The organism is Gluconobacter sp. R75690, assembly GCF_015244525.1.
GTDB classification, from domain to species: domain Bacteria; phylum Pseudomonadota; class Alphaproteobacteria; order Acetobacterales; family Acetobacteraceae; genus Gluconobacter; species Gluconobacter potus.
Genome location: NZ_JABCQB010000005.1, coordinates 126766 through 145374 on the forward strand (window position 1 = coordinate 126766; position 18609 = coordinate 145374).

At 59.9% G+C, this 18609-nt stretch carries 20 protein-coding genes; 3 read left to right on the forward strand and 17 right to left on the reverse strand.

Going from position 1 to position 18609, the window contains the following annotated elements; all coding sequences use genetic code 11:
• The first annotated feature begins 33 nt into the window (after positions 1–33).
• The 3 genes from HKD27_RS07820 to HKD27_RS07830 are packed head-to-tail and all read left to right on the forward strand — an operon-like array spanning position 34 to position 8053.
• Positions 34–3234, forward strand: a complete 3201-nt coding sequence (locus tag HKD27_RS07820; RefSeq protein WP_062496117.1) for an efflux RND transporter permease subunit — start codon at positions 34–36, stop codon at positions 3232–3234.
• On the forward strand, positions 3231–6509 hold the full coding sequence (locus HKD27_RS07825; protein ID WP_194689106.1) for an efflux RND transporter permease subunit: 3279 nt from the start codon (positions 3231–3233) through the stop codon (positions 6507–6509). Before HKD27_RS07820 ends, HKD27_RS07825 begins: the two co-directional genes overlap by 4 nt.
• Complete coding sequence (locus HKD27_RS07830; protein WP_194689107.1) at positions 6509–8053, forward strand: efflux transporter outer membrane subunit; 1545 nt, start codon at positions 6509–6511, stop codon at positions 8051–8053. The genes HKD27_RS07825 and HKD27_RS07830 overlap by 1 nt, the downstream gene beginning before the upstream one ends.
• A gap of 63 nt (positions 8054–8116) precedes the next feature.
• Here the strand turns inward: HKD27_RS07830 and HKD27_RS07835 are convergent, their stop codons facing one another.
• The 17 genes from HKD27_RS07835 to rplE all read right to left on the reverse strand — a co-directional run bounded on the left by HKD27_RS07835 (position 8117) and on the right by rplE (position 18604).
• The gene (locus HKD27_RS07835; protein ID WP_011251938.1) at positions 8117–8287 is read right to left on the reverse strand and encodes a DUF1328 domain-containing protein; all 171 of its coding nucleotides are present in this window, start codon (positions 8285–8287) and stop codon (positions 8117–8119) included.
• Positions 8288–8348: 61 nt separating this feature from the next.
• Positions 8349–8573 (reverse strand): hypothetical protein, encoded by a 225-nt coding sequence (locus HKD27_RS07840; RefSeq protein ID WP_024717238.1) that lies wholly within the window; start codon positions 8571–8573, stop codon positions 8349–8351.
• Positions 8574–8679: 106 nt separating this feature from the next.
• Positions 8680–9990, reverse strand: a complete 1311-nt coding sequence (locus HKD27_RS07845) for an MFS transporter (protein WP_194263616.1) — start codon at positions 9988–9990, stop codon at positions 8680–8682.
• Positions 9991–10328: 338 nt separating this feature from the next.
• Positions 10329–10751 (reverse strand): 50S ribosomal protein L17, encoded by a 423-nt coding sequence (gene rplQ / locus HKD27_RS07850; RefSeq protein ID WP_062496108.1) that lies wholly within the window; start codon positions 10749–10751, stop codon positions 10329–10331.
• A gap of 27 nt (positions 10752–10778) precedes the next feature.
• Positions 10779–11798 carry a DNA-directed RNA polymerase subunit alpha gene (locus HKD27_RS07855; protein WP_011251942.1) on the reverse strand — a complete coding sequence of 340 codons (1020 nt, stop codon included), beginning with the start codon at positions 11796–11798 and terminating at the stop codon, positions 10779–10781.
• A 132-nt stretch (positions 11799–11930) separates the two neighbouring features.
• The gene (gene rpsK / locus HKD27_RS07860) at positions 11931–12323 is read right to left on the reverse strand and encodes a 30S ribosomal protein S11 (RefSeq protein WP_011251943.1); all 393 of its coding nucleotides are present in this window, start codon (positions 12321–12323) and stop codon (positions 11931–11933) included.
• A gap of 57 nt (positions 12324–12380) precedes the next feature.
• Positions 12381–12758, reverse strand: a complete 378-nt coding sequence (gene rpsM, locus HKD27_RS07865; protein ID WP_011251944.1) for a 30S ribosomal protein S13 — start codon at positions 12756–12758, stop codon at positions 12381–12383.
• 216 nt (positions 12759–12974) lie between these two features.
• Complete coding sequence (locus tag HKD27_RS07870; RefSeq protein ID WP_194689108.1) at positions 12975–13556, reverse strand: adenylate kinase; 582 nt, start codon at positions 13554–13556, stop codon at positions 12975–12977.
• A complete protein-coding gene (secY, locus tag HKD27_RS07875; RefSeq protein ID WP_194263617.1) occupies positions 13553–14926 on the reverse strand; it encodes a preprotein translocase subunit SecY in 1374 nt (457 codons plus the stop codon). Before secY ends, HKD27_RS07870 begins: the two co-directional genes overlap by 4 nt.
• Positions 14927–15023: 97 nt before the next feature.
• Positions 15024–15512 carry a 50S ribosomal protein L15 gene (gene rplO / locus HKD27_RS07880; protein WP_062448930.1) on the reverse strand — a complete coding sequence of 163 codons (489 nt, stop codon included), beginning with the start codon at positions 15510–15512 and terminating at the stop codon, positions 15024–15026.
• A 1-nt stretch (position 15513) separates the two neighbouring features.
• Positions 15514–15702 carry a 50S ribosomal protein L30 gene (gene rpmD, locus HKD27_RS07885; protein WP_011251948.1) on the reverse strand — a complete coding sequence of 63 codons (189 nt, stop codon included), beginning with the start codon at positions 15700–15702 and terminating at the stop codon, positions 15514–15516.
• The gene (gene rpsE / locus HKD27_RS07890; protein WP_011251949.1) at positions 15695–16270 is read right to left on the reverse strand and encodes a 30S ribosomal protein S5; all 576 of its coding nucleotides are present in this window, start codon (positions 16268–16270) and stop codon (positions 15695–15697) included. Before rpsE ends, rpmD begins: the two co-directional genes overlap by 8 nt.
• Before the next feature lie 12 nt (positions 16271–16282).
• Positions 16283–16645, reverse strand: a complete 363-nt coding sequence (rplR, locus tag HKD27_RS07895) for a 50S ribosomal protein L18 (protein WP_062496101.1) — start codon at positions 16643–16645, stop codon at positions 16283–16285.
• Positions 16645–17181 carry a 50S ribosomal protein L6 gene (rplF, locus tag HKD27_RS07900; RefSeq protein ID WP_194689109.1) on the reverse strand — a complete coding sequence of 179 codons (537 nt, stop codon included), beginning with the start codon at positions 17179–17181 and terminating at the stop codon, positions 16645–16647. Before rplF ends, rplR begins: the two co-directional genes overlap by 1 nt.
• Before the next feature lie 10 nt (positions 17182–17191).
• A complete protein-coding gene (gene rpsH / locus HKD27_RS07905; protein ID WP_011251952.1) occupies positions 17192–17590 on the reverse strand; it encodes a 30S ribosomal protein S8 in 399 nt (132 codons plus the stop codon).
• A 12-nt stretch (positions 17591–17602) separates the two neighbouring features.
• Entirely contained in the window at positions 17603–17908 is a 306-nt protein-coding gene (gene rpsN / locus HKD27_RS07910; RefSeq protein ID WP_011251953.1) for a 30S ribosomal protein S14, read from the reverse strand.
• 132 nt (positions 17909–18040) lie between these two features.
• Positions 18041–18604: a 50S ribosomal protein L5 gene (gene rplE, locus HKD27_RS07915; protein ID WP_011251954.1), complete on the reverse strand. Its 564-nt coding sequence runs from the start codon at positions 18602–18604 to the stop codon at positions 18041–18043.
• Positions 18605–18609: the final 5 nt, after the last annotated feature.

Consider the following 18609-nt stretch of genomic DNA (forward strand, 5'->3'; position numbering starts at 1 on the left):
ACCAGAACAGCAAGATTAGGGAACAGCAAGACCGTGAATCCGTCCCGCCTGTTCATCGAGCGCCCGGTTGCCACCAGCCTCCTGATGTTCGCCATCCTGCTGAGCGGTCTGCTCGGCTATCACTTCCTGGCCGTGTCAGCCCTGCCGCAGGTCGAATACCCGACGATCACGGTCTCGACATTCTATCCGGGCGCCGGGCCGGACGTGATGAGCACGTCCGTCACCGCACCTCTGGAAACCCAGCTTGGCCAGATGGCGGGTCTGGACCAGATGACCTCCCAGTCCTCGGGCGGTGCCTCGGTCGTAACCCTGCGCTTCGGGTTGGACATGTCGATGGACGTGGCCGAACAGGAAGTCCAGGCGGCGATCAACAACGCCACCTCCCTGCTCCCCAGCGATCTGCCCGCCCCCCCGATCTATGCGAAAGTCAATCCGGCTGACACGCCCGTCCTGACGCTCGGCATCACGTCCAAGACGCTACCGCTTCCGGAGGTCGAGGACTACGTCAACACGCGTCTTGAGCAGAAGATCAGCCAGATTTCCGGCGTCGGTCTCGTCACCCTGTCGGGCGGCAACCGCAAGGCGTACCGGATCCAGGTCAACATTCCGAAGCTGACCTCCTACGGCATCGCGATCGACACACTGCGCACCATCATCAGCACGGTGAACGTCAATTCGCCGACCGGTACGTTCGACGGCCCCAAACGCTCCACCTCCCTGCGCATCGACGGTCAGATCCAGTCCGTCGAACAGCTCATGAACCAGGTGATCGCGTATCAGAACAACGGTCCGATCCGGGTGCGGGACATCGCAACCGTCGTCGAAGGTGCGGAAAACGCACAGCTCGCCGCCTGGGCCAACCGCACGCCTGCGCTGATCCTGAACGTGCAGCGTCAGCCCGGCGCGAATGTCATTGGCGTCGTGGACAACGTGCTGCGCGTCCTGCCGCAGCTCAAGCTCGACCTGCCGCCCGGCATTGACGTCACGCCATTGACTGACCGGACCACGACCATCCGCGCCTCGGTCAATGACGTGGAATACGAACTTGCGCTCGCCATGCTGCTGGTCGTGGGTGTGATCTTCGTGTTCCTGCGGAACGTTCCGGCGACGATCATTCCCAGCCTCTCCGTCCCGCTATCGCTGATCGGCACGCTGGCGGCGATGTATCTGCTGGGCTTCTCGCTCGACAATCTCTCGCTGATGTCCCTGACCATTGCGACCGGCTTCGTCGTCGATGACGCCATCGTGGTGATTGAGAACATCGCGCGTTACGTCGAAGCCGGCGAGGACCGCTACACCGCAGCACTCAAGGGCGCGGGCGAAATCGGCTTCACCATTATCTCGCTGACGGTCTCGCTGATCGCGGTGCTGATCCCGCTGCTGTTCATGAAGGATGTCGTCGGGCGTCTTTTCCATGAATTCGCGATGACGCTCTCCATTACGATCATCATTTCTGCCATCGTCGCCCTGACGCTGGTGCCGATGATGTGCGCGCGTCTGCTCTCCGATACGCACGCGCCGTCCACGAAAAACACGGTCTGGAGCCGCCTGTCCAACAGCACCGAACGCGGCATCAATGCGCTGATCGCAGGCTATGGCCGCTGGCTCGACGTCGTGCTGCGCTTCCGTGTCACGACTCTGCTCGTCACGGTCGGCACGATCATCCTGACAGGCGTGCTGGCCTGGACCATTCCCAAAGGCTTCTTCCCGACGCAGGACACCGGCGTCATCCAGGGCATCTCCGTGATGTCGCAGGCCATTTCGTTCGAGGGCATGAAGGAGCGTCAGGCCGCCCTTGGAGACGTGATCCTCAAGGACCCGGACGTCGCCAGCATCTCGTCCTTCGTCGGCATCGACGGCCAGAACATGACGCTGAATGTCGGCCGCTTCCTCATCAACCTCAAGCCGCGTGAACAGCGGACGAGCGACCTTCAGACGATCCTGCGCCGCCTCTCTTCCGTCGGGCAGCAGGTGACCGGCGCCGAACTCTATGTCCAGCCGATCCAGGACCTGTCGCTGGATTCCTCGATTTCCGCCACGCAGTACCAGTTCATGCTGGAAAACCCGGATTACGACACCTTCAAGACCTGGGTGCCGAAATTCGTGGATGCGCTGCGCAAGGAGCCGTCCCTGACGGACGTGACGTCCGATCTTCAGGCCGAGGGGCTGGTCGCCCAGCTCTCGCTCGACCGTCCGACCGGCGCGCGTTACTCCATCACGCCGCAGACGATCGACAATCTTCTGTATGACAGCTACGGCCAGCGCCAGATCACCACGATCTACACGCAGTCCAACCAGTACCGCGTCATTCTGGAAGCCGATCCGAAGCTCCAGACAGACCTGACGTCCCTGAGCCAGCTTTACCTGCCGGGCATCTCGTCCGAAGCCGGCGCCAGCACGTCCGGCCCGACCCGCCAGCCGACATCCGGTCTCGTGCCATTGTCGCAGGTGACGACGATCACCCATGCGCTCTCGCCGCTGCTGATCAGCCATTATGGGCAGTTCCCGGCCACGACTGTCTCGTTCAACGTCGCCAGTGGTTATTCGCTGGGCACCGCAACCGACGCCATCGAACGCGTGGAAAAGCAGATCAACCTGCCGCCGGAGTTCCAGACCGCCTTCCAGGGCACGGCCGCGGCGTTCCGCTCGTCGCTGTCCAACGAGGTCTGGCTGGTCATGGCGGCCGTGATCGCGGTCTATATCGTGCTGGGAATTCTCTATGAGAGTTACATCCACCCGATCACGATCCTCTCCACCCTGCCTTCGGCCGCCATCGGTGCGCTGATCGGGCTCTATCTGTTCGGGATGGATCTCGATATCATGGGCATCATCGGCATTGTGCTGCTGATCGGCATCGTGAAGAAGAACGCCATCATGATGATCGACTTCGCGCTCGAAGCCGAACGTCTGGAAGGCCATACGCCCCTTGAGTCCATCAAGCGCGCGGCCATGCTCCGTTTCCGTCCGATCCTGATGACCACGCTGGCCGCCCTGTTCGGCGCCCTGCCCCTGCTGCTCGGCACGGGTGTCGGCTCCGAGCTGCGTCGTCCGCTGGGTGTGGCCATCGTCTTCGGCCTGATGATGTCGCAGCTCCTGACCCTGTTCACCACACCCGTCATCTATCTGTTCATGGATGAGGTCGGCACGAAAACGCGTGCCTTCATCAAGCGTCACCGTCGCAGCACCCCGCCTTCGAAGCCCCAGACCTCCAACCCCCAGACAGGCGCTCCGTGAATCTGGTCCGCCTCTTCGTCCTGAGGCCTGTCGGCACGACGCTGCTGGCCGTCGCCCTCGTGATGGGCGGCATCATGGGGTATTTCACCCTGCCGGTCGCCGATCTGCCGAACGTGGATTTCCCGGTCATCATGGTGACCGCGAACCAGCCCGGCGGCTCCCCGTCCGAAATCGCGAGCACGATCGCCGGGCCTCTGGAACGGCATCTCGGCGCGATTTCCGGCGTGACCGAAATGACGTCGGAATCCACCGTCAACCAGACGCGCATTACGCTGCAGTTCGATCTGTCGCGCGATATCAACGGCGCGGCGCGTGACGTGGAAGCGGCGCTTCAGGGCGCGCGGCAGGATCTGCCCACGACCCTGCGCAGCAACCCGACCTATATGAAGGCGAACTCGAATGGTCCGCCCGTCCTTGCGCTGACGCTGACGTCCAGCACCCGGACGCCGCAGGAACTCTACGATTTCGCCAGCAATATCCTGATCCCGCAGCTCAGCCAGATCGAAGGCGTGGGCGATGTGGACATCCGGGGCGCGTCCCTTCCGGCCGTGCGGGTCGAGATCAATCCGCTGCGTCTGTTCCGCTACGGGATCGGATTCGAGGATCTTCGCGCTGCCCTGGCGTCTGCCAATGCCCATACGCCCAAGGGCTTCCTGGACGCCAATGGGGAGCGGATGATGCTCTCCACCAACGATCAGGCCACCAAGGCCGAAGAATACCGCGACCTGATCATCGCATACCGCAACAGCCAGCCCGTGCGCCTCACGGATGTGGCGGACGTCAATGACAGCGTGGAAGACCTTCGGCAGGCCGGCTATCTCAATGGCAAGGCCGCCATCATCTGCACCGTGTTCACCCAGGGCGGGGCCAACGTCATCAAGACGATTGACGGCATCCGCAGTCGTCTGCCCGTGCTCCAGTCCGCCCTGCCTGGCAACACCGATATCTCGATCCTGATCGATCGCTCCAAAACGATCCGGGCCTCGCTGGACGATACGAAACAGACGCTCATCATCGCCGTCGTGCTCGTGGTGGCCGTGGTCCTGCTGTTCCTGCGCAGCCTGTCGGCCATCATGGTGCCGGCCATCGTGGTTCCGGTCTCGATTATTGGCACCTTCGGCGCGATGTCGCTGATGGGATACCAGCTCGACAACATGTCGCTGATGGCCCTGACGATCTCGACCGGCTTCGTGGTCGATGACGCCATCGTCGTTCTGGAAAACATCGCCCGCTACATGGAGATGGGCTACGGTCGGCAGGAAGCCGCGATCAAGGGTACGACCGAGGTCGCCTTCACCGTTGTCTCGATCACTGTCTCGCTGATCGTCGTCTTCGCACCGATCATGCTGATGGGCGGCATTGCCGGGCGCCTATTCCATGAATTCGCGATGACCATGGTCATCACGCTCTGCATCTCGCTGGTCCTGTCCCTGACGCTGACGCCCATGATCAGCGCCCAACTCCTGACCCATACAGACGATCAGGGGCCGGGCCTGTGGAAGAAGATCGGCCGCTTCCTCGAACGCTCGATCAACGGCATTACCGCGGGTTACGGGCGCTCTCTCGACTGGGCGCTGGGGCACCAGTTCCTGATCGCAATGTCTCTGCCCGCCACGCTGGTTCTTGCGGGTGTGCTGTATGTGAAGATGCCCAAGGGCTTTTTCCCGTCCGAGGATACCGGACAGATCATGGGCCGCGTCGTCGCCGACCAGTCGATCTCGTTCCAGGCGCTCCAGAAAATCGTGGTCAAGGCCATGAAGGCCGTGGCATCCGACCGCGATGTCGTGGGCGTCATGGGTGGCGTGGGCGGGCGTTCGGCCAACTCCGCCAACATGTTCGTCGCCCTCAAGCCCAAATCCGAGCGCACGGACGATCTCGCCACGACCATTCAGCGCCTGACCCGCCGGTTCTCCCACGTCCCCGGCGCACAGCTCCGCCTGATGGCACCGGGCAGCGTCCGGATGGGCGCGCGTCCCGGCGATGCCGCCTATCAGTATTCGCTGGAAGGGCCTTCCGCCGAGGACCTGTTCGAATGGACGCCCAAGATCGTGGCTGCACTCTCGAAGCTGCCGGAACTCATGGACGTCACCTCGGATGTGGAACAGGGCGGACAGGGCATCAACATCGCGATCAACCGCGATACGGAGGCCCGTTACTCCGTCACGCCACAGCTGATTTCCAACACGCTCTATGATGCGTTCGGCCAGCGTGCCGCGTCCATCATCTACGGCAATCTCAACCAGTACCGCGTCGTCATGGAGGCGGCCCCCCGCTACTGGCAGGATCCGTCGATGCTGGAGCAGATGTGGGTCAGCATCTCGGGTGGCACTGCTGCAGGCGGCACGGCGTCCAACAACATCCGCGTCAAGGCCGCAACCACGACCACCACCCTGTCCGAGAGCGAGATCTCCTATCAGAACTCGGTGGCCAACGCGCTCGCCGGCGGCAAGTCAGCCTCGAGCGGCTCTGCGGTTGCCACGACCGCATCCACAATGGTGCCGCTCTCCGTCGTCTCGCGCAAGCGCAACACCAATACGGCCCTGACCGTCAGCCATGACGGGCAGTCCGTCGCGACGACCATCTCCTTCAACCTTGCCCCGGGCGTCTCGCTTGGTCCGGCTGTCGATGCCGTTCAGGCCGCCATGGTCAAGCTGCATGTTCCTGCGGACATTCATGGCGGGTTTGCCGGCAACGCGGCGGCCTTCCAGAAATCGGTCGGCAACGAGGCCCTGCTGATCCTCGCGGCACTCGCAGCCGTCTATATCGTGCTGGGTATCCTGTATGAGAGCCTGATCCATCCCCTCACGATCCTCTCAACCCTGCCGTCTGCGGGTGTGGGTGCCATTCTTGCCCTTCAGGTCTGCGGTGAGGAGTTCTCCCTCATGGCAATGATCGGCGTGATCCTCCTGATCGGTATCGTCAAGAAGAACGCCATCATGCTGATCGATTTCGCCCTGGTGGCGCAGCGTGAGGGTCTGTCCCCCACAGATGCCATCCGTCAGGCGAGCCATCTGCGCTTCCGCCCGATCCTCATGACATCGCTGGCAGCCGCATTCGGCGCCGTGCCCCTGATCATTGGCAACGGCTATGGCTGTGAACTCCGGCGTCCGCTGGGTATCGCCATCCTTGGCGGTCTCGTGGTCAGCCAGCTTCTGACGCTCTACAGCACCCCCGTCATTTTCCTTTATCTCGACCGGTTCGGGCGCGCCATGGGCCGTCTGCGGGCCCATATCGCCTCCTTCTTCCATCTTTCTTCCCGGGAAACACAGTCCTGATGACCGCCCTCCGTAAGTCTACCCTGCGCACTGCCCTGCTGGGGGCAGCGACCCTGCCTTTCCTGAGCGGCTGCATCGGCGGCATGGTCGGACCGAACTATCATCGTCCGAAGGCCATCATCTCTGCCAAGTTCAAGGAAGCACCCCCGCCCCCCGGCTGGCAGGTTGCGGTCCCGGATCTTGCAAAGATGCCCAAGGGAGACTGGTGGACGATCTTCAACGATCCCATCCTGAACGATCTTGAAGAGCGGGTTGCCACATCCAATCAGAGCCTGAAGGAATACGAGGCGCAGTACCGCAAGGCTGCCGCCACGATTGACTCGATCCGCGCGCAGCTGTTCCCGACCCTAAGCGGCAAGTTCAGCTTCAACCGCAACTCGGAGGGCGGCAGTACCTCGAATGCCAGCAACGGCATTCCCTACACGTCCAGCCAGTCCTACACGTCCAACACGTGGACGACCGGACCCTCGGCAAGCTGGACCGTGGACGTCTGGGGCATGATCCGCCGTCAGGTGCAGGAGCAGGTTGCAGCAACCCAGGCCGATGCCGCGCTGGTTGCCAACATGCGCCTGTCCTATCAGCTCCAGCTGGCTCAGGATTATTTTGATCTGCGTTATCAGGACAGCCTGATTGCGCTCTATGCCCGCAACGTGGATCTGTATCGCCACAACCTGGAGATCCTTCAGAACCAGCTCGAAGCCGGTGTCGCCGATCCCGCAAGCGTGCTTCAGGCCCGGTATCTCCTGCAATCGACACAGGCCAGCCTCTCCAACGCGCATATTGCCCGCTCGCAGTATGAGCATGCCATCGCGATGCTGACGGGCCGCGCTCCCGCAGAACTCACGCTGGCGCCGTCTCCCCTGCCCGAGACGATTCCTCCGGCGCCTGCTGCGGTCCCGTCCATGCTGCTTCAGCGCCGTCCGGACGTGGCGCAGGCCGAGCGGAACATGGAAGCCTATAATGCCGAAATCGGATACGAGATCGGGGCCTTCTTCCCGCAGGTCACGCTCTCCGCATCCTACGGCTACAGCGGTAATCCGCTCCAGCAGCTGATCCAGACCGCTACCCGGACCTGGAGCCTTGGTGCGGCGGCAACAGAGACCATCTTCGAGGGCGGCTCGCGTTCCGCTGCGGTTCGCAGTGCGGAAGCCGATTACGACAACGCTGTCGCCACCTACCGTCAGACAGTCCTGGCCGCGCTGCAGGACACCGAGGATCAGATGTCAGGGCTGCATTATCTCGATCAGCAACTGACCTTGCAGAATGCTGCCGTGAAGTCCGCCGAGGCCGCGGTTCAGGTTTCGATGAACGAATATCTGGCCGGAACGCAGATCTATACAACGGTCATCACGGCAGAGCAGAATGCCCTGCAGTACCAGGAGACCCAGCTCAGCGTACGGCAGCAGCAGTTCCTTGCCGAAGTAAAGCTGATAACGGATCTTGGCGGTGGCTGGACCACGCAGCAGCTTCCGAGCAAAAACTCACTCCAGACGGACAATCCGCTTCTTCCGTCCTTCATCCAGAGAGACAAGAACGGAAACTGAAGCACAGAAAAAGGGCGGGACCATCGGCACCCGCCCTTTTCATATCTTCCCCGCCTGCCGGGCTCAGAGAGCGTGCAGTCCCGCGACACCTGCGAGAATGGCCAGCACTGCCAACACGAGGAAGACGATGAAGAACAGCTTGGCGATCCCAGCCGTTGCGGCCGAAATACCAGAAAAGCCGAAAACACCGGCAATGATGGAAATGATAAAGAAAACAATCGCATAGTGCAGCATGACGCAGGCTCCTCGCCCAAGAGTTCGTGGTCATGTCGTAACGTGACGAGCCTACGGAAGTTTAACTTTTCCGAAAAAGACCTTTTCCCAACAAAATCCCGATGAAAAACGAGGTCAGTAACCAGAACAGTGGCTGATCGACCATCAAATCGCTGACAAGTGCCTCTGTTTCTCTTGCGGCACTGGAAACTTTTTTCTCAAGACCGTTCATCCAGGGACAGGCGCTGGCATCGTCCTGCAATCGCCCTACCCCTGCCTCCAGATACTGTTCCAGATCGGCGTCCATAGCTCTTCTCCTTGACATGACTGCCTCCCAACGCGGAAGGGGGCAGCCCGATCCCGGACTGCCCCCTCCTTTTACAGCGTCAGGGAGATGACGGAATGCCCTGAACTCAATGACCGACAGCTGGCGCGGTTTCGCCCCGCGCCGCAGCCTCTTCGCTGTAACGGCGTGCTTCTGGCGATATGGTCAGAGCCATCGTCATGCCAGCAGAAGCCAGATAGATCACGGCAAAGGTCCAGATCACATACTGCATGCCCGGACCGAAGACAGCTTCACAGCCAGCCACGACTGCCGGACCAACCCAGGTGGACGCACCAGCACCCAGTCCCAGAATGGACAGGGCAGCGGCTTTTTCACGCGGGCAGATCTGCGGCATCAGGCCGGACAGCGGAACAAAGGCTGCCACGGTAGCACCATAGAAGATACCTGCGGCGGCCACGGCCCAGAAGTTTCCGGGGAACCACAGCGGCACATAATAGAACAGCGGAATGGCAATAAAGCCACCGATCCCACCGAAGACGGCCACAACAAAACGATGCCCCAGCGTATCGGCAACCATGCCCGAAACAAGATTGAACAGGATGTTGCTCAGGAAGATGAGTGACAGCAGGTTCAGCCATTGTTCCAGGGAAAATCCCAGATGATCCACGAAGAACGCTGGCATGATGGCCAGGAAGGCATATTCCGAAGACGTATCGATCACGCGGACGATACCAGCAATCAGCGTCTTGGGCTCACGCCACATGATGCTCATGGATCCGAAGAAGATGTCCCGGGCCGGGATATGCTCCGGCAGAAGACGCTTCTTGCCCGTCGGTTCATGCGTGAACAGCAGGGCGACCAAGCCGCCTACGATCACCAACCCCAGCGAACACCAGAAGGTCCGAAGCTCGCCGATTTCCGGGATGGCAAAACGTGCGAACTGCGAACCGAGAGTCGGCAGACCGGCAGAAAAGGAAAACCAGAACCAGCCTGCAGCCGAACCCAGCATGGCGGTCGGGGTTGCCGCAGCGATCCAGACAAGAAAACCATACGCAAAGAGCGGATAGGCAAACCCACGCAGTGTATAGAAAAGCAGGATCATCGGCCCACTGTTCGGCCCCAGACCGAAGGACAGGAAGCCGACTTCAAGAATGGTCCACAGAATGAGACCAAGCCACATGACTTTCTTGGGCCCCATGAGATCGGACAGCGGCCCGGAGAACCAGGCCGCGATCATCACGGTGACACCGTAGAAAGTGAACATTTCGTTCACGAAACCCTGCGTATGGCCGTGATGAAGCATGTAGGTATCGAGATACCCCGCCTCCACGCCATCACCGACCATGAACAGGAGCTGTCCCACAAATGCCCAGAACAGGGCTCTGGGTATCCCAAGGGTTTCCGCAAGCCCATGTTTAGGGGGGGAAGATTCGGACATTATAACGCTCTCCAAACGCTGGACGCATCACGAACCCATCCAGGCCTCATTGCCGGGATACATATTCGATGCGTCGTGGCAGGCCCTACGAGAGTGCTCGGACCTGTTTCTCAGAATTGTGCAGACCCACCGCGAAGAACGGCGGAACGTTCTCCAAAAGGGCGGCAACCGCTCCCGTGAGGAAACGGAATTTCACGCTGTCCCGACACGGGACAGGAATGGGTCTGCAAAGAGTGGAGACTGCATATCACACAACATCGTGGCAAAGAAACCACGAATCAAAAAAGGCCGGAGCATTCCTGCTCCGGCCTTTTTCAAATCTTCGAAAACAGAGAGCCTCAGGCGGCTTCCTGCTCCTCTGCAACGTTCTGCTTCGGTCCGCTGTCCTGGCCCTTTGCGGCGACATCACGATCGATCAGTTCGATCACGGCCATATCGGCATTGTCGCCATAACGGACGCCCGCCTTCAGCACGCGGGAGTAGCCACCGGCACGTCCCTTGTAACGCTCGGCCACAGCCGAGAACAGCTTCGTCACGACGGCGTCGTCACGCAGCTGTGCGAAAGCCTGACGGCGGGCGTGCAGATCGCCACGCTTGCCGAGCGTGATCAGCTTCTCGACCACCGGGCGAAGTTCCTTCGCCTTCGGCAGCGTCGTCGTGATCTGCTCGTGCTTGATGAGAGCCACGGCCATGTTGCGGAACATGGCAGCGCGGTGAGAAGAGGTGACGTTGAGCTTACGCCCGCTCACACCATGACGCATTGCTAGTTTTCCTTACCTTGAAAGTTCTCAGAACGTCTCGTCGAGACGCTTGGCCAGATCCTCGATGTTCTCGGGCGGCCAGGCCGGGACGCTCATGCCGAGCGACAGCCCCATACCGGTGAGAACTTCCTTGATCTCGTTGAGCGACTTGCGCCCGAAATTAGGCGTGCGGAGCATTTCCTGTTCGGACTTCTGCACCAGATCGCCAATATAGACAATGTTGTCGTTCTTGAGGCAGTTGGCGCTACGCACCGACAGCTCGAGCTCGTCAACCTTGCGGAGAAGATTGCGGTTGAACGGCAGGTCATCCTGCGGCTCTTCATGCTGGACCGGACGCGGCTCATCGAAGTTGATGAACAGCTGCAGCTGATCCTGAAGAATCCGGGCTGCAAGAGCCAAGCTGTCTTCGGGCGTCACCGCACCGTTGGTCTCAACCGTCAACAGCAGCTTGTCATAGTCAGTAACCTGACCGACACGCGTCTGCTCGATCTTGTAGGACACGCGGCGCACCGGCGAGTAGATCGCATCGATGGGAATCAGGCCAATCGGGGCATCTTCCGGACGGTTTGCTGCTGCTGCAACATAGCCCTTGCCCATATTGACGGTGAATTCCATGCCGAGCTTCACGCCGTCATCGAGCGTGCAGATCACGAGATCAGGGTTCATGATCTCGATGTCATGACCCGCCTGGATCTGGCCAGCCGTCACTTCACCCGGGCCCGTGGCCGTCAGGATCATGCGCTTGGGGCCTTCACCATGCATGCGAAGGGCGAGCTGCTTGACGTTCAGGACGATGTCCGTGACGTCTTCGCGAACACCCGGCACAGCGGAGAACTCATGCAGCACGCCATCGATCTGGATGGCGGTCACGGCAGCGCCCTGCAGCGACGACAGGAGAATACGCCGCAGTGCGTTACCAAGCGTCATGCCGAAGCCGCGTTCCAGAGGCTCGGCCACGACAGTGGCGATGCGCGAGGCAACCGGTCCGGGCTCGACTTCAAGCTTCTCCGGCTTGATGAGGGACTGCCAGTTTTTCTGGAGAACCAAGGTCGTGGCCTTTCAAACAACGAAGCACGCCAAGGGAAATTGGCGGCACCTGGGCCCGCACCAGAGGTGCGGCAAAAGATGCAATCACTTACAGATGCTGCGTATCGCGCACGATACGCAGCAAAGCATCACTCAGACGCGACGACGCTTCCGGGGACGGCAGCCATTGTGCGGCACGGGCGTCATGTCGCGGATGGACGTAATGTTGAACCCTACGGCCTGAAGGGCACGGAGAGCGCTTTCACGCCCCGAACCCGGACCGGAGACCTCGATCTCAAGCGTTTCCATGCCATGCTCGCGTGCCTTGCGGCCGGCATCTTCTGCAGCGACCTGAGCAGCATACGGCGTGGACTTACGGGAGCCTTTGAACCCCTGCGCACCCGACGACGACCAGGCAATCGCGTTGCCCTGTGCGTCAGAAATGGTGATCATGGTGTTGTTGAACGTGGAAAGCACGTGAGCAACACCGGAAATGATATTTTTGCGTTCCTTTTTACGGATACGCGGAGCAGCGGCCTTGGCCATGAGAGAGGTCGTCCTAAAAGTTTAACGAAAAACGTCGATGAAGATGTCAGGCGCGGATTAGCGCGTGACCTTCTTCTTACCAGCAATCGCCACGGCCTTGCCCTTGCGGGTACGGGCGTTCGTATGCGTGCGCTGACCGCGGACCGGCAGGCCACGACGGTGACGAAGGCCACGGTAGCAACCGAGGTCCATCAGACGCTTGATGTTCATTGCGGTCTCGCGACGGAGATCGCCTTCAACGCGCAGTTCGGAATCGATCAGCTCGCGGATCTTCACGATTTCATCATCAGACAGCTCGTTGACGCGCTTGGCATCGGGGATTTCGAGCTTGTTGCAGATGGACTGCGCCGTCGACGGGCCAATGCCGTAGACATAACGCAGGGCAATGACGACCCGCTTGTTGGTCGGAATGTTTACGCCGGCAATACGTGCCACGCCTGTTACTCCCATTGGAACGGCTCAGGGCCGTACCAGACTGTTACGTGCCCGGCCGTGGCCAGGTCGATTATCTCGCAGCCGGACCTGTCACCTGCCGATTCCGGCATGCGCATACACGGCCTGACTGCACCTGTGTCGAGGGCGCGCAATATACTGCCCACCCTACCTGAGTCAAATGATAGAGATCACTTTTTCGTGATTCTATCAGAATATTCAGTGTTTCTTCGCTGCCACAACGATGGCATCAATCTCTTTGCCAACGCTCTCAACGTCTTTCATGCCATCCACATGCAGCAGGCGCCCGGCCTTCTCATAATAAGGAAGGATGGGTGCGGTCTGCTTGCGATAGACATCCAGACGGGCACGGACCACATCGGGATTGTCATCCGGACGCCGCGTACCATCTTCGCCGCGACGGCTGGCGATCCGCTCGACGAGTTCCTCTTCGTTGACGTCCAGAAGGATAACGGCATCGATCGTCAGGCCACGAGCGGACAGCATGGTGTCCAGCGCCTCAGCCTGACTTTCGGTCCGCGGGAAGCCGTCAAGAATGAAGCCCCGCTCGCAGTCCGGCTGTGCAATCCGGTTCTGGATCATGGCAACAATGATCGGATCAGGAACAAACTGCCCCTTCTCCATGATCGCCTTGGCTTCGTTGCCAATCGCCGAACCCGCAGCGACTTCCGCCCGTAGCATGTCGCCGGTGGAAATCTGCTTGAAGCCGTAAAGGGCTTCAAGACGTTTGGCCTGGGTTCCCTTGCCTGCCCCCGGCGGGCCAAGAAGAATGATGTTCATCGACGCTTCGAGCCTCCCGGAATACCACCACGGGAACCGCGGCTACGCTGTTTGCGAATCAAGCCCGAATACTGGTGCGCCACCAGATGGGACTGAACCTGTGTCACCGTATCAATCGTAACCGACACGATAATGATCAGGCTGGTGCCACCGAAATAGAATGGCACGTTGTATTTGCTGATCAGGATCTGCGGCAACAGGCACACCACCACGAGGTACATCGCACCGATCGCCGTCAGACGGGACAGGATCTTGTCGAAATACGTTGCAGTGCTTGCACCTGGACGAATGCCCGGGATGAAGCCCCCCTGCTTGCGCAGATTCTCTGCCGTTTCCTCGGGATTGAACGTAATCGCCGCATAGAAATAGGAGAAAAAGAGGATCATCGCCGCATAGAACAGCATGTAAAGCGGCTGGCCCTGCCCCAGTTGCTGACCCAGAACCGAGAGCCATCCCGGCATCGAATGCCCGTTCATGAACCCGGAAATGGTCACCGGAATCAGAAGAACGGAAGATGCAAAGATCGGCGGAATAACGCCAGCCGTATTGACCTTCAGCGGCATGTGAGTGGAATCACCGCCAAAAATGCGGTTTCCAACCTGACGCTTCGGATACTGGATCACGACGCGGCGCTGTGCCTGCTCCATGAAGACGATGAAGCCGATGACCGCAATCGCCAGGATCAGAAAGATCACAACGAAAATAGGCGAAAGAGCCCCTGTCCGTCCCAACTCGAAAAGACTGGCCAGAGCGTGCGGCAGGTTCGCCACGATACCCGCGAAAATGATGAGGGAAATGCCGTTCCCAACACCTCGGGACGTGATCTGCTCTCCAAGCCACATCAGGAACATCGTGCCGCCTACAAGCGTCACGACGCAGGATGCAATGAAGAACATCCCCGGGGCCACCACAGCATTCGCACCATGCGCCGTCATGTTCTCAAGCCCGACAGCAATGCCGTAGGCCTGAAAAAGGGCGATGAAAACCGTAAGATAGCGCGTGTACTGGTTGAGCTTCTTACGACCCGCCTCACCTTCCTTCTTCATTGCTTCCATGGACGGAAGCGCCGTGGAGAGAAGCTGGATGATGATCGAGGCACTGATATACGGCATGATGTTCAGCGCGAACACGGTCATGCGTCCAAGCGCACCACCCGTGAACATGTCGAACATTCCCAGGATGCCGCCCTGATGCTGGGCAAGAAGTTGCCCCATCACGGTCGCATCGACGCCGGGAACCGGAATATACGTGCCAAGCCGATAGACGATCAGCGCACCCAGGGTGAACCAGATGCGCTTCTTGAGTTCGGTCGCCTTGGAAAACGAACTCATATTGAGATTGGCGGCGAGCTGCTCTGCTGCGGAAGCCATCCACCTGTCCTTTCATGAAAACAGCGTCGCCGCACGAGAGCACGGGACGCTGTTCACTATCCAACCCTATTCCGGGCCGAAGCCCGGAAAAGAAATATCAGGCGTCAGCCTGAGCTTCCTTCTTGGTTTCGAGCACCTTGACGGTGCCGCCAGCCTTCTCAACCGCAGCCAGAGCCGCAGCAGAAGCGCCAGCCACTTCGATGGTCACACCATGCGAAAGCTCACCATGGGCAAGAAGACGGACACCGGCCAGCTTGCTACCGTTGACGAGACCAGCCTTGCGCAGGGACTCCTCATTGACGGTTGCAGCCTTGTCCAGCTTTCCGCTTTCGATGGCCTTGGAGATCGCACCGAGGTTCACCGGAGCATATTCCTTGCGGAAGATGTTCACGAAGCCACGCTTCGGCATACGACGGTACAGCGGAAGCTGGCCACCCTCGAAGCCGTTGAGGGACACGCCCTCACGAGCCTTCTGACCCTTGACGCCACGACCCGACGTCTTGCCCTTGCCGGACCCGATGCCGCGCCCGAGACGCTTCTTGCGATACCGAGAGCCCTCGTTATCGCGCAGTTCGTTGAGGTTCATTTCAACCCTCCACCTTGATGAGGTGGGCAACCTTGCGGATCATCCCACGCACGGCCGGAGTATCCTCCAGCGTGCGCGTGGAACCAATTCCACGCAGACCAAGACCGGTAATGGTCTCAGCCTGGCCCGGTTTACGACCGATGACCGATGCGATCTGCGTAACCTGGACGGTCTTGCCGTTCTCAGCCATTTGTCACCTCCGCTTCCGTCTGGCCCTGCTCGCGCTTGCCAAACAGTTCAGCAGCCTTTTTGCCGCGACGGGAAGCAACATGACGCGGGCTGCTGGCCTTCTCAAGCGCAGCAAAGGTCGCCTTGATCATGTTGTGCGGGTTCCGCGTACCGAGGCTCTTGGCCACAACGTCATTGACGCCAAGGCTTTCGAACACTGCACGCATCGGACCACCGGCGATGATACCCGTACCGGCTTCAGCCGCACGGACAACAACCTTACCGGCACCGTAGTGACCGAACGTATCGTGATGAAGGGTACGACCCTCCTTCATCGGTACGCGGATCATCGTGCGCTTCGCGCGCTCAGTTGCCTTACGGATCGCCTCGGGAACTTCACGGGCTTTGCCCGCACCGTAACCAACGCGTCCCTTCTGGTCACCAACAACCACGAGGGCAGCGAACGCAAAACGGCGACCACCCTTCACGACCTTGGCGACACGGTTGATGGTTACGAGCTTGTCGACCAGATCATCGCCCTGCTCGCGCTCACGACCACCACGGCCGCCTTCTCTTGGCTCACGTGCCATGTGTGATCCTCCTTAGAACGAGAGTCCGCCCTCGCGGGCAGCCTCTGCCAGGGCTTTGACCCGGCCATGATACAGATAAGAGCCGCGGTCGAACACGACGGTCTTGACGCCAGCTGCAACACCGCGCTCGGCAATCAGCTTGCCGATAGCGGTAGCCGCAGACACGTCGGCGCCGGTCTTGCCAGCGTCGCGGAGCGTCTTTTCCAGCGTGGAAGCGCTGGCAAGTGTGCGGCCCTGTGCATCGTCGATGATCTGGGCGTGAATGTGCTTGCTGGAACGGAAGACCGACAAACGCGGCCGGCCGCCGCTCTTGCGACGAAGCTGGAAGCGCAGCCGCTGACGGCGACGTTCCTGCAATCCTTGCTGCGATGCCATTACTTCTTCTTACCTTCCTTACGACGCAGAACCTCGGTCTCGTACCGAACACCCTTGCCCTTGTAAGGCTCAGGCTTGCGGAAGCTGCGAATATCGAGCGCAACCTGACCAACACGCTGCTTGTCGTTACCCTCAACGACAATCGCGGTCGGACGCGGAGTGGTGATCTTGATGCCCTCCGGAATCGGATAGACAACATCGTGCGAGAAACCGAGGTTCATCACCAGGTTGGAGCCCTGAACAGCAGCACGGAAACCCGTACCCTGAATTTCAAGCCCCTTGGAGAAGCCGTCGGACACGCCCTTGACCGTATTGGCGATCAGAGCGCGGGTCGTTCCCCACATGGTCCAGTTTTCGCGGGAGCGACGACCGACAGGAGCGACGGAAACGTTGCTGCCCTCAATCTTGACTTCCACGTGACGGGACACCGGAACGATCAGTTCACCGAGCTTGCCCTTGGCCTTGAAGAAGCCATCAGCAACGGAAACCTGCACGCCAGCCGGAACTTCGACGGGATATTTACCTACGCGAGACATGCGATCCTCCTTAGAAGACGCGGCAGAGGACCTCGCCGCCAACGTTGGCAGCGCGAGCCTCGACGTCCGACAGGACGCCACGCGGGGTGGACAGGATCGACACACCAAGGCCGGCATAAACGCGCGGAAGTTCCTTGATCTTCGAGTAGACGCGACGGCCGGGCTTGGAAACGCGATGGATTTCCTTGATGACCGGCTGGCCTTCTACATACTTCAGCTCGATGCGGAGCTGTGCAACACCCTTGCGGAGTTCCTCGGCGGCGAAGCCACGGATGTAGCCCTCACGCTTCAGAGCTTCCAGAACGCTTGCGCGCAGCTTGGATGCAGGCGCAACGCAGACAGCATGACGGGCACGCTGCGCATTGCGGATCCGGGTCAGCATATCGCCCAGTGGATCAGACAAAGACATTCGATCTACCCTTTACCAGCTCGACTTGACCATGCCAGGAATCTGGCCGGCGGAGGCAAGATCACGCAGAGCAATACGGCTCAGCTCGAACTTGCGATAGTTGGCACGGGGGCGACCAGAAAGCTTGCAACGCAGGCGGACGCGCGTGGCGGATCCATTACGCGGCATCTGGGCCAGCTTAAGGGTCGCATCAAAGCGGTCTTCAACCGACAGTGTGCGATCCTTGATGATGTTCTTGAGAGCGGTCCGCTTTTCCTTGTCGCGCTTCACCAGGGCAGCGCGATGGTTATTACGGTTTACCGCTGAGACCTTCGCCATCTCGAATTTTCTCCCGGAACCTGTCAGGCCTATCCCGACGGTTTTCCAATCAGCGTGTCTATAAAGGAAAGCGGCCTTCCAATGGAAGGCCGAATCCTGATTTTAACCGTGATCGGTCTGAAAAATTATGGATCAGCCGTTGAACGGCAGATCAAAGGCCTTCAGCAGGGCCTTTGCTTCAGCATCAGACTTGGCGCTGGTCACGAAAATGATGTCCATGCCGCGAACGGCATCGATCTTGTCATATTCGATCTCAGGAAACACAATCTGTTCCTTGATGCCCATGGCGAAATTGCCATGTCCATCAAAGCCCTTGTTTGCCGGCAGACCGCGGAAATCACGGATACGCGGCATGGCGATCGTCACCAGACGGTCAAGAAACTCGTACATGCGGGCACGACGGAGCGTGACCTTACAGCCGATGGGCAGACCTTCACGGATCTTGAAGCCGGCAATAGCCTTGCGAGCAAGGGTCTTGACGGGCTTTTGACCGGAAATGACGGTCATTTCCGCAACAGCGGCATCAAGCTTCTTCTGGTCGCCGGCGGCTTCACCAACACCCATGTTCAGCACGATCTTCTCGAGCTTGGGAACCTGGAGTTCGTTGGCGTAACCGAACTGCTCACGCAGCTGCTTCTTCAGAACGTCTTCGTAGCGCTGGTGCAGACGCGGCAAAGCGTTTTTATATTCGCTCATTGTTG